The sequence below is a fragment of the Saccharopolyspora pogona genome (genome assembly GCF_014697215.1).
GTDB classification, from domain to species: Bacteria; Actinomycetota; Actinomycetes; order Mycobacteriales; family Pseudonocardiaceae; genus Saccharopolyspora; species Saccharopolyspora hattusasensis.
On sequence record NZ_CP031142.1, the window covers coordinates 1,381,512 to 1,393,573 of the forward strand.

Annotated in this window: 7 protein-coding genes; 1 reads left to right on the plus strand and 6 read right to left on the minus strand. The window is 70.3% G+C overall.

Annotated elements, in window-relative coordinates; translation table 11 throughout:
* Window positions 1-53: 53 nt before the first annotated feature.
* The 6 genes from DL519_RS05955 to DL519_RS05980 all read right to left on the minus strand — a co-directional run bounded on the left by DL519_RS05955 (window position 54) and on the right by DL519_RS05980 (window position 11,645).
* The gene (locus tag DL519_RS05955) at window positions 54-1,739 is read right to left on the minus strand and encodes a class I adenylate-forming enzyme family protein (RefSeq protein ID WP_223838491.1); all 1,686 of its coding nucleotides are present in this window, start codon (window positions 1,737-1,739) and stop codon (window positions 54-56) included.
* A gap of 33 nt (window positions 1,740-1,772) precedes the next feature.
* Window positions 1,773-3,122: an MFS transporter gene (locus DL519_RS05960; protein WP_190813224.1), complete on the minus strand. Its 1,350-nt coding sequence runs from the start codon at window positions 3,120-3,122 to the stop codon at window positions 1,773-1,775.
* Between the two features lie 179 nt (window positions 3,123-3,301).
* On the minus strand, window positions 3,302-5,191 hold the full coding sequence (locus tag DL519_RS05965) for a flavin-containing monooxygenase (RefSeq protein WP_190813225.1): 1,890 nt from the start codon (window positions 5,189-5,191) through the stop codon (window positions 3,302-3,304).
* Between the two features lie 120 nt (window positions 5,192-5,311).
* Entirely contained in the window at window positions 5,312-8,587 is a 3,276-nt protein-coding gene (locus DL519_RS05970; protein WP_317891350.1) for an acetyl-CoA carboxylase family protein, read from the minus strand.
* On the minus strand, window positions 8,551-10,068 hold the full coding sequence (locus DL519_RS05975) for a class I adenylate-forming enzyme family protein (RefSeq protein ID WP_190813227.1): 1,518 nt from the start codon (window positions 10,066-10,068) through the stop codon (window positions 8,551-8,553). Before DL519_RS05975 ends, DL519_RS05970 begins: the two co-directional genes overlap by 37 nt.
* A complete protein-coding gene (locus DL519_RS05980; protein WP_190813228.1) occupies window positions 10,065-11,645 on the minus strand; it encodes a class I adenylate-forming enzyme family protein in 1,581 nt (526 codons plus the stop codon). Before DL519_RS05980 ends, DL519_RS05975 begins: the two co-directional genes overlap by 4 nt.
* Window positions 11,646-11,856: 211 nt before the next feature.
* Between DL519_RS05980 and DL519_RS05985 the strand changes: the two genes are divergently transcribed.
* Entirely contained in the window at window positions 11,857-12,042 is a 186-nt protein-coding gene (locus DL519_RS05985; protein WP_190813229.1) for a cupin domain-containing protein, read from the plus strand.
* Window positions 12,043-12,062: the final 20 nt, after the last annotated feature.

The following is a 12,062-nucleotide window of genomic DNA, read 5'->3' on the forward strand; positions in this document are numbered from 1 at the left end:
GACCGATGGTGGCATCACCACCATCCTTTCTCCGTGTGTGCGGCGCCAGGTAGTCAGGCCGTGCGGGCCATCAGCGCCGCGAGTTCCTTGCGCAGCGCGACCTTGTTGACCTTCGTCGCGGACATCGGCCACTCTCCCGCTGTCTTGAAATGGACCGCCCGGGGGACCTTGAAGCTGGCGATCCGTCCACGGCACCAGGCGATGATCTCGTCCGCGTCCAGGCTGACACCCTGCTCGATCTCGACGAACGCGACGGGCACCTCGTCGAGCAGATCGTCTGGTATCCCCACGACCTCGGCGATCCGGATGTGGGGATGAGTGCAGAGGAAAGACTCCACCTCGATCGCGGGGACGTTCTCGCCGCCGACCTTGAGCATGTCCTTGAGTCTGCCCTCGTAGGAGATGTGCCCGGCGTCGTCCATCCGGTAGAGGTCACCGGAGTGCAGCCAGCCGTCCGCGTCGATCGTCTCGGTTGTGCGTTCCGGGTCGCGGTAGTAGCCCTCCATCTGCAGGTAGCCGCGGATGAGGATCTCGCCGAGAGCATTGCGCGGGACCTCCTCGCCCGTCTCCGGGTCGACGATCTTCACTTCGACCCCGCTCACCGGCTTGCCGCCGGTGGTGGCCCGGGCTTCCTGATCGTCGTTGAGCGGTGACATGGCGTAGTAGCCGGAGAGTTCGGACATCCCGCAGCCGTTGATGTGCGCGGCCCGGGGGAACAACGTTTGGATACGCCGCAGGAAGGCCGGCGGGCCGATCAGGCTGAAAGCCTGGACGTTCGGGATCGCCGCCGGGTCGAATCCCGCCGCGTCCTCGAGGCCCAGCATCACGGCCTGGAACCACGGCCACAGCGAGGTGACATCGTGCTCGACGATCTGCTGCCACGCGCTGTCCGGCCGGAAGTGCGTGTCGGTGACGAATGTGCCTCCCAGTCCGATCGATGCCAGTAAGACCTGCATGCAGGCGATGTGGAACATCGGGCTGGGACACCAGAACACGTTCCGCTCGCCGAGCGGGACGTTCTCCGTCATCCGGCCCATGCTCCCGCGCGAGATGGCCTCGTGGCTGATGAGGCATCCCTTTGGATGGGCGGTGGTCCCGGAGGTGTAAAGCAAAAGCGCGACGTCACGGGACCGAACCCTGGTGCGGGCCTCGGCCACGACGGACGGGTCGACGGTGGTCGCGAGGGACGCGAACTCGTCCGCACCGAGGAACGAGCCACCCCCGCGGCCGCGAACAATCACCAGGTGCCGCAGGTGGGGTGCCTCGGCGAATGGGCCGCCGGGCGCGTCCGCCGTGTTCACCGAAGGGAGGGCGTCGGCGAGGAGCCTCCGGAAGTCGGTGCGTTCGGCGATTCGGTCAGTGGTCAGCACGACCCGGAGCCGGGCGTGGTCGATCACATAACCGAGTTCCGCACTGCGGTAGCGGGCGTTGACCGGCACGATCACGGCGCCGAGCAGAGCCGCCCCGAAGAAGGACTCGACGAACTCGGGCGAGTTCGGCATGAGCACGCCGACGTTGTCCCCCCGGCGCACGCCGAGTGCGTGCAGCGCCCGGGCCGTACGGGTCGCACCGTCGAGCAGTTCGGAGTAGTTGATCCGGACGCCCGGGAAGGCGAGTGCGGTGCGCTCGGGGTGCGAGTGCGCCGAGCGCACCAGGAGGTCGGCGAGAGGCACGCTCTCGCTGAAGATTCCGGAACCGGCCACGGGGCGCCCTCCGTCGTCGAGTCTGACGCGATGCACGGTTGCTCCTTTCCGGGCTCACGACGAGGACGATCAGTCCTCCAGGGCCTCTTGGTGCTGGGAACGGTGGACACGGCTGACGGCCAGTAGCCCCACCAGGCTGATCAGACCGCAGCCGAGGGTGTAATAGGCGGCGGAGAGCCGGTCGCCGGTCGCGTCGGCGATCGCGGTGATCGCGTACGGCGCCGTGCCGCCGAAGATCGCCACCGTGAGCGCGTAGGTCAGCGACACGCCTGCCGCCCGGTTCCGGGTACGGAAGCGTTCGGACAGGAACGCCGGCATCGGGCCGCCGACGACTCCGATCAGGATTCCGGCCACGAAGAGCGCCACCAGGCCGCCGCCGAATCCCAGCCCGATCATCATGTACATCGGATAGGACAGCAAGACCACGCTGACCGTCCCCGCAAGCAGCACAGGACGTCTGCCGACCCGATCGGACAGCGCACCGAACAACGGCATCGTCAGACCCCCGACCAGGCCCGTGACCAGCGCGAGCACTGACGACTGGGCGAACGACATGTGGTAGCTCTTCGACAGGAACGTCGGCATCCCGACCATGAAGGTGTTGCCGATCGCGTTGTAGACGACGACCACGGCCGCCGTGGCGAGGAGGTATCCGAGCGGTCGCCTCGCGGCCGAGGGTGCCTTGGCGGGCGCCGCGGGAGCCGTTTCGCGATCCGCCACGACTTCCTTGAAGTGCGGAGTCTCATCGACCTTGAGCCGGATGTAGACGACCACGAGACCCATCGGCAGGGCGAGGAGGAACGCGACCCGCCAGCCCCAGGACGCGAGGGCCGCCGGCGACAGGGTCAGGGAGAGGATCGTGGCGACGGCGCCGCCGAGCACATAGCCGAGAGTCGTGCCGGTGAAAGACCAGGCACCGTAGGCGCCACGCTTGCCGGGTGGGGCGGACTCGACCATGAGCGACACCGCTCCGCCCATCTCCCCACCCGCCGAGATGCCCTGCGCGATGCGGCAGAGGGTCAGCAGCATCGGGGCGAGGGCGCCGACTGCGGCGTGGGTGGGCAGGACGCCGATCGCGGCTGTCGCGAGGGCCATCATGGTGATGATCAGCAGCAGCACGGGCCGGCGGCCCCAGCGATCGGTGAGCGGCCCGAAGATCGCGGCGCCGAGAGGCCGCAGGAAGAATGCGAGAGCGAATACGAGGAATGTCGAGAGAATGCTCGCCGCGGAGCTCGTCGAGGGAAAGAAAAGGGGGGCGATAATCGGGGCCATATAGGCGTAGATCGCGAATTCATACCATTCCACGAGATTGCCGAGCGACCCGGCCACCAGGGCACGTCGAGAAGCTTTCAGATCGATGATCTGCGTGGTGGCGGGTGCAGGATCCGCAGATGCGCGCCCGATGTCGTTTAAGGACACGACTCCTCCTGAGATGCCTGCCCGGACGTCTTTGTGTCGGGAGGGCAACGCTCGCACAGGTCTTCCACGCTGTCAACGTTGGAGTAAACGACGTCAGAGGTGTGCGAATACGTTTCCTGGGCACGCCGACAAGCCGGGACCCGCCCGGTCCCGGCTGCCGTTGGTCCGGTTATGAATGACTAGCGAATCGTGTAGTCGCTCAGGTTGAAATTCTTCGTCATTTGCCAGTACTCCGCGTTCAGGAATGGCATGACAAAAATGACTCTGCCGCGCGAATTCCGGTAGTAGGTTTGCATTCCGGGGTGGGTCCACACCGTCCGGTCATGAGTGCGGTCGACGAGCTCGTTGTAGGCGTCGGTGACGTCCTGGCGCGCGTCGAGCGCGGCGATCCCGCGGTCGAACATCGTCGTGAGGAGCGCCCGCACGTACCGCATCTGGACTTCCATGAAGTACAGGAAGCTGCCGCTGCCCGGGAACGAGTTCGGGCCGCCGAGCATGAAGAAGTTGGGGAAGCCCGGCACCGAGACGCCGAGATAGGCCTTCGGGTTGTCGTCTTCCCAAACGTCGCTCAGCCTGGCGCCGCCGTGGCCGCGGACGTCGACGCTCGACATGAATCGGGCGGCCTGGAAACCGGTCGCCCAGATCACGACGTCCGCAGGGAGGTCGGTGCCCAACCCCGTCATGAGGCTGCCGGGCCGCAATTCCGCGACGGAGTCCGTGACGAGGTCGACGTCGTCGCGGCGGATGGTCTCGAACCAGCCGTTGTCGAGCAGGATCCGCTTGCCGAAGGGCGGATAGTCGGGAAGCGACTTCTCGATCAGGTCGGGTCTGCCCGCGAGACGGTCGGTGAGGTACCGGGTGAAGAACTCGCGGTGGGCGTCGTTGCGGGCGTTGACCGAACGTTCCGGGTGCTCCCACTCGGGGTTGACGCGCAGAGCTTCGATCACCTTGTCGCCGAACTGCCAGAACAGCCGGATCCAGTACCAGGCGAAGTAGAGTGAGCAGCCCTGCAGTAGCCGGCGCAGCTCGGCGGTGATCGGCTGCATGAACTTGTCGAACGGCGCGACCCATTGCGGCGAGCGCTGGACGATCGTCAGGTGGCCGACACGGTCGGCGATTGCGGGCGAGATCTGCATGGAGCTCGCGCCCGCGCCCACGATGACGACTCGTTTCCCGTCGAGATCCAGGTCCTCCGGCCACTGTGACGAGTGAAACTGGGTCCCGGCGAAGGTGTCGCGGCCCGGAACGTCGGGGAGTCGTGGCAGGTTCAGCGAGCCAACCGCCGTCAGCACAACGTCCGCCTCAAGGGTTTCCTCGGCGTCGCCGCAGCGTACCCGCAGGGCCCATTTGTTGCGCTCCTCGTCGTAGCTGGCCGAGAGCAACTCGGTGTTGTAGCGGATGCGCTGGTCTGCGCCCAGATCCTTCAGCGTCTGGGTGAAGTAGCGCTGGATGTCGTCGCGCAGCTCGAAATGCCGGCTCCAGTCGTTGCGCGCGAACGAGAACGAGTAGAGGTGGCTCGGGGTGTCCACACCACAGCCGGGGTAGGTGTTCATCCACCAGACCCCACCCGCGTCCGGCTGACGCTCGAGGATCTCGTAGTCGACGCCCATGTCCTCGAGCTGGTGCACTGCGGCGAGGCCCGCCACCCCGGTGCCGATCAGGAGGATCTTGAACCCGGCCGGGGCGTGAACGGGTGGCAGGGCCAGCTCGGGCTGGTCCGGGTCGATCCGGCGAGCGACTTCCGCGGCCAGCATCTCGCCCTGCTCGCCCCCGACCGGTTCGCCCATGCAGACGCTCATCATCCGGGCGGTCAGCTCGGGGGAGGGAGCGGTGATGGCAGGCGTCTCGCCGTCCTGCAGACGCAGGATGACGTCGACGGAGGCCTCTCGGATCTCGATCTGGACCGCATCCGGAAGCCCACCGGAGTCGTGGTCGACGAGTCCCTTCCCCCGGGTGGGAAGGTAGGGGTCCTGGAGCCAGCGTTCGTCGCCGCTGAACTGGAAGAGCACCATCAGCAGGCTCGGCACGTTGGCTACGGCGACCGCGGCGCGCACCTGTTCCTCGGTCATCCGTTCTGTCGTTGCACCCGGTGTGGTCGGGCTGTCCATGTATTTCCTCCTACCTGGCGCCTGTGGTGGTGGCGATGTCGTTCTTGGCTCCTGCTCTCGGTGATCTCCGATGTGGGGTATTCACCATGTGTCGATCCGCCGCCGCACGGGGGCCCGGAGCCCGGGATCGTGGGTGTCGAGCGTGCTGCGGATCCAGGCACGTGTGTCGGCCGGATCGATGACGTCGTCGAGTTCGAACACAGATGCCGCGTTGACCGCGCTGCCCTGGGCTACGTAGTCCGCGAGCAGCTCATCGAAGCGCGCCCGGCGGCGCTCCGGATCGGTGATGGCCTCGAGCTCCCGGCGGTAGCCCAGCGTCACGGCGCCTTCGGGCCCCATGGCGCCGAATTCGGCCGTCGGCCAGCCGACGATCGCGTCGGGTACCCGGAAACTCCCGCCCGCCATCGCCTGTCCGCCGAGTCCGTAGGCCTTGCGGATCACGACGGCACACAGCGGCACGGACAGGTTGGGGGCGGTCACGAAAAGCCGCCCGAAGTGCCGGACGCCGGCCGACCGCTCCGCGCCCGGGCCGACGAGAAAGCCGGGGGTGTCGCACAGCGACACGACGGGAAAACCGTGCGCATCGCAGAGCTGCAGGAACCGTGCCATCTTGTCCGCCGCGTCGCTGTCCAGCGCCCCGCCGCCCCGGGCCCCGTCGTTCGCGACGAGTCCTACCGGCCGCCCCTCGATCCGGCACAGCGCGGTGAGGACGGCGTCGCCGAACCCCCGGCGCAGCTCGAGCACCGAGCCCGTGTCACAGAGGATGTCGACGAGTTCCCGGACGTCGAACACGCGGTGCCGGTTCTCCGGGATGACGTGGCGCAGGAGCCGCTGGTCCGCGCAGTCCCAGCCGGTGACCGGGCCCTGGAAGTACGACAGGTACCGGCGCGCGACATCGACGGCTTCGGCCTCGTCGGCCACCGCGACGTCGATGACGCCGTTGGCCACCTGGACCTCCAGCGGCCCGATCTCCTCGGCGCTGAACCGGCCCAGCCCGCCGTGTTCGACCATGGCGGGACCGCCCATCCCGAGGCTCACGTCCGCGGTCGCCACGAGCAGATCGCAGGCGCCGGCGAGCGCGGCGTTGCCCGCGAAGCACCGGCCGGAGGCGATGGCGACAGTGGGCACCAGCCCGTTGAGCCTGCCCAGGGCCACGAACGTCCCGAGGTCCATGCCTGTCGCCTTGGCCGCGTTGTCGACGTCCCCGGGCCGGCCGCCGCCGCCCTCGGCGAACACCACGACCGGGGTCCGCCGCCGGGCCGCCACCTCGAACAACCGCTCGGCCTTCTTGTGCAGCTGCACGCCCTGAGTGCCGGCCAGGACGGTGTAGTCGTGGGCCAGGACCGCGACCGGACGTCCGTGGACCCGGCCGAACCCGGCCACCAGGCCATCGGCGGGGGTGGTGCGCTCGAGCTCCTCGACCGGCCGCCGGGTGCGCTGAGCGGCGATCACCAGGGCGCCGTACTCCTGGAACGACGCCGGATCGTCGAGGGCGGCACCGGGATCGCCCGCAGCCCCTAGATCGCCCGCAGCCCCTAGATCGCACAGGGCCGCGACATTCTCCCGCGCGGTCCGCTTTCCCAGCCGGTGCCGCTTCGCCACGGCGTCGGGGCGATGCGCATCCTGGCCGAGTTCGTGGCGACGTCGCACGTCGGCGAGGTCGGAGCGGATGTGGCCGGGATCTACGGCGACCTGAACGTCGTCGGCGGGATCGACGCCGGTAACGGGCTGCAGCTCGGCGACGGCGTCGCCCTCGGCGATCATCTCGCCCACCGCGGGCCGCAAGGCCAGGAGCGTCCCGGACACGGGCGCGACGATCTCGTGCTCCATCTTCATGGCCTCGACGACCACGAGCGGCTCGCCTCGCCGGACGCGCGCCCCGGGTGCGCCCGGGACTGCGACGACCGTCCCGGAGATGCCCGAGCGCACCACGTCGATCCCGGCTTTCGTCGCGGGGTCCGCCGCGGCCGGTTCGTCGAGGAGTTCATCGGCCCACGCCGTGGTCGCCTGGCCCTTGCGCAGCTCCGGTCGGCCGAGCAGGTCGCGCAGGCGGGCCAGGTCGGTTGGCGCGCCGTCCACGACGAACGCCGCGAGCGCCGCGTCGAGGGTCTCGACGGCGGCGGCGAGATCGCCGCTCGCGTCGTGGACGATGACCTTGGCCAGCAATGGGTCATACGCGGTCGCCACCGGCCTGCCCTGCTCGGCGTGGGTTTCCACCCGCACGCCTGGACCCGCCGGTGGCGCGAACCGGGTGAGCTCGGTGGCCGGCCGCCCGGTGAGGGTGACTCGCGCCTCGACGGCCAGTCCGCCCGGTGCGTCCGCGGCGACCAGGGCCTGCCGGCTCAGCGGGACGCCCTCGGCGACGGCGAGCTGGGCGCCGACGAGGTCGATCCCGAGGACCTCCTCGGTGACGGCGTGCTCGACCTGGAGCCGGGGGTTGACCTCGAGGAACCGGTGCTCGCCGGTGTCGGCGTCGACCAGGAACTCGACGGTGGCCAGGCTGGTCAGGCCGACGTGGTCGCCGATCCGCCGCGCCGCCTCCGCGAGCCGCTGCCGGACATCGCCCGGCACCGTCACCGCCGGCGCGATCTCGATCATCTTCTGATGCCGGCGCTGCACGCTGCAGTCCCGGTCACCGAGCACCGCGACCTCGCGGCCGTCGCCCAGCAGCTGGACCTCGACGTGGCGGGCGCGGGGCAGGTAGCGCTCCAGGTAGACCTCGCCGCGCCCGAAGGCACGCGCGACCTCGGATCTGCAGCGGGCGATCGCGTCCGCGAGCAGGTCCGGATCGCGTACCACCCGCATACCCCGGCCGCCGCCGCCCGAGCGCGCCTTGACCATCACCGCCGCACCCGGGCCGAGCTCCCGCAGGAACGCGGCGGCCGCCGCGTCGGTCAGCTCGCCCCGGGTGGCCTCGGGCACCGGTACCCCGAGCCGCTCGGCCAGCTCCCGGGCCGCGATCTTGTCCGCGAGGAGTTCTAGTGTCTCCGGCGAGGGGCCGACGAAACCGACACCCTGCTCCGCGCAGCGCCGGGCGAGGCCGGGATCCTCGCTCAGGAAGCCGTAGCCGGGGTGCAGCAGATGACAGCCGGCCCGCACGGCGGCGTCGACGAGCTGCTCGACGTCGAGGAACGGTGTGGGGCCCGTGCCGTCGAGGGCGACGGCTTCGTCGGCGGCCCGGACGTGCGCGGCGCCGGCCTCGTCCGCGGCGCCGGCCTCGTCCGCGGCGTGCACCGCGATCACCCGCATCCCGCGAGCGTGCGCGGTCCGCGCGATCCGCACCGCGATCTCGCCGCGGTTGGCGATCAGCAGGCCCGGCATCAGGGCACCGCCGGCAGGGTCGGGAACAGTGCCCACGCGGCGAGCCGGTCGTTCTTCAGGCTTGCGGAGAGCGGGAAATCGGCCTCCGCGACCGACCGCAGTTCGGGGACCTTGTAGGAGGACAGCGCGTGACGGCACCACGCGGCGACCTCCGCCGGGGCGGTGCCGGGATCCAGCACCACGATCGCGCCGATACCGGACGATTCGTGACCCGCGCCCAGGCCGGTCACGACCGCCAGCCGGACGCCGGGGAACGCCGTCAGGACGGCCTCGACCTCCTCCGGCTGCACCGTGAGTCCCTTGACCTTGATCATGGTCTTCGTGCGGCCCGCGTAGCGGACGTGCCCGTCCGGGCTCAGCGACCCGACGTCGCCGGTGTGGAAAAAGCCGTCCTCGTCGATCAGCGCCAGGTGGGTGCCATCGGTGTAGCCGGACATCGTGTTCAGCCCGCGGACGAGGATTTCGCCCTGCTCGCCTGCCTTTAGCTCGCGTCCCGTGTCCGGGTCCACGATCCGCAGTAGGTTGCCGGGCAGCGGTCGGCCCTGTGTCGTCTGCCGTACCGCGGCCGGGTCGCGGTGATGACCACACGTGAAGGCGGTGGCGGTCTCGGTCATGCCGTACATGTCGACGCCGAGGTCGTCGGCGGCGCCGTGGGCCGCCAGCAGCGCGGAGTCGACCACCAGGCCCCGGCGCATGCGGCGCAGGTCCTCGTCGGTGAACGCGTGCTCGGCCGCCACCCGCGCCAACCCGTCGTGCCAGACGTCCCGGGCGGTGCATCGCCGTTCGTGGATCAGCGCGGCGGCCCCGGCGGGTGTGAACCTGGCCTGGGTGACCAGCTCGGCACCCACCGCGACGGTCGTGGACAGTGCGTTGCACAACCCACCGCTGAAGAACAGCGGAAAGTAGGTGTAGACCCGCTCGCCATCGGCGAAGCCCATCCGGTCGGCGATCAGTGCGGCGTTGCGCGCGACGGCACCCTGGGAGAGCACGACGCCCTTCGGCGCGCCCGTGCTGCCGGAGGTGTAGAGCACCACGAAGTCGCTGCCCACGTCCGGGGCGTCGACGGCGGCGAGCCAGGCCCCGTCGCCCACCCGGCCGCCCAGTTCGAGGAGATCGGCGAGGGGAAGGGCGGGGCCCGTGGTCTCGCCCCAGCTATAGGTGCCGATCGGCAGCTCGCGCGGCGCACCGGGCACCGTGTCGGCGGTGAGCAGCAGGTCCGGCCGCGCCGCGTCGAGCACCCGGCGCAGCTCAGGGCCGGTCGCCCAGGTGCTGACCGGGACAGCCGTAACGCCCACCCGCGCACAGGCGTAGAGCGCGGTGAGCAGCTCGGTCCCGTTGGGCAGCAGCGTCGCGACCCGGGCGCCTGGGGCCAGGCCGGCGCCGATCAGGGCCCGGGCCAGCGCGTCGCCCTCGTCCACCCAGCGCCGGTAGGTCAGCGGGGGTGCGTCGCCGGTGGTGAGCGCGCGCCGACCGGTGCCGGCCCACCGGCGCACCCCGTCCGCCCAGGGGCCGCTCATCCCAGCTCCCGGGCAATCACGCGCCCGCTGCCGGTACGGGGGAACGACTCGTGGACCCGGACGACGTCGGGCACCCCGCGCTTGCCTAGATTCTCCGCGCACCAGGCGCGGAAGGCGGCCTCGTCGTACCCCTCCGCCGGGATCACGTGCGCGACCACGATCGCGTCGAGCGTGTCGTCTTCCTGCGCGGTGACCGCCACATCGCCGACGAGTGGGCAGGACTGGAGATCGAGCTCGAGGCCGTAGGTGGACAGGTTCTCCCCGCCGCGTCGGATGATGTGCATCCGGCGGCCACGGAACTCGAAGCGACCATCGGGGTGCCGGACCATGAGGTCGCCAGTGCGCAGCCAGGCCCTGGCGGCATCGGCGACCAGCGTCTCCGCGGTCGCCTCGGGTGCGTTGTCGTAGCCCAGCATCAGCGAGCGCCCTGGGATGCCTTGGACCCACAGCTCGCCCGGTTCGCCGTCGGGGACGTCCGCGCCGGAGTCGCCGACCAGCCGGACCCGCTCGACGCCGACGAACGGACGTCCGATGGTCCGCCGGTCGTCGGCCTCCCAAGGGGCCCCGCCGAGCACCCCGGTGACGGACTCGGTCTGCCCGTAGATCTGCCGGGTGTCGATCCCGGGCAGCAGCGTGTCCCAGGCCCGCCAGTCGTTTTCGCTGAGATTCATGCCGTACTGGACGAGCCGCAGTCCGCCCGGGTCGACAGCGCCGCCGCGCTCCAGCGCCCGGTGCAGGGCCATCCGCATGGGCGGGGCGACCATCGAGCTGACCGTCGCGCCGGTCCACCGGGCGGCGTCGAAATAGGCGGACGCGCTGAACCGGGGCACGATCGCCACCGATCCACCCGTGACGAACGCGGGTGCGCAGAGGTAGAGCTGGCCGTTGGTGTGGAAGAACGGCGAGCAGAGGTAGTGCCGGTCCGAGGTGAGGAAACCGGCGTTGCGGGCCAGCCGCTCGGCGGCCATGACGTAGTTGCGGTGCGTCAGCTGCACCAGTTTCGGCGCGCCGGAGGTACCGGAGGTGGGCAGGAGCCCGGCCACGAGGTTCGGGGTGGCCTCCGGCGCCGCGGCCGACGACGGGGGCAGTCCATCGATCTCGTACCGGAGGGCATCGACGCCCAGCTCGGTCGGGACCACGAGCCGCGTCGGCACCTGGACCCGGGAGATCGCCTCGCGCATCGTCGCGGCGTTCTCCCGGGCGGCCACGACAAGCACCGGCCGGGTCGCGGAGACGGCGCGCTCGAAGGCCAGGATGCCGCCGTCCGGGTCGACGACCTGGATCACCGCGCCGTTCGCGGGCACGGCCAGCCAGATCGCCACGGCGAGCGGCGAGTTGGGCAGAGCGAGGACGACCGTGCGCTGGTCCGCGACGCCCGCGGCGGCCAGTGCGCTGCGCAACTGCGCGACGTCGTCGACGAATCGTGCCCAGGGCATGGACCGCATCCCCTCGGGGGTGCCGGACTGCGGTAGGAACACCAGCGCGTCCTCGTCGCCCCGCCGGGCCGCCCAACCGGTGGCCAACGACCACAGGGTGCGACCCGTGGAGACATCGCTGTCGCCATGGAAGTCAGTCATGCAGGGCCCCTCTCGGTTCGTCGACGACGTCTACGCTCTTGTTGACAAGCGTCCGGGGCGGCACCGTTGCGGACGTCAAGGTTTATGTCACGGCCAGCGACGAGGCCGGCCGCTCTCATCTCGCCACCGTCCATAAGCACCAGGGCCGCCCCGGCGCCGATGCGAGACCTCCTAGCGGGTCTTCGACTTCCCGCCGGGGCTTACCTTCGGGATGCACCGCATCCGGAGCGTGGATCTCGACGTGGTGATCGACGGGTCGATCGTCCTCGTGCTCGACCAGCAGGAGATCGAGCTCCACCCCGGCGACGGCGTGGTCCGGCAGGGCGACGGCCACGGCTGGCGGACCGGGGAACGCGGATGCCGGATGCTCATCGCGCTACCCGGCGCCGCCCACTGACCGGTCCGGACCGGCTCACT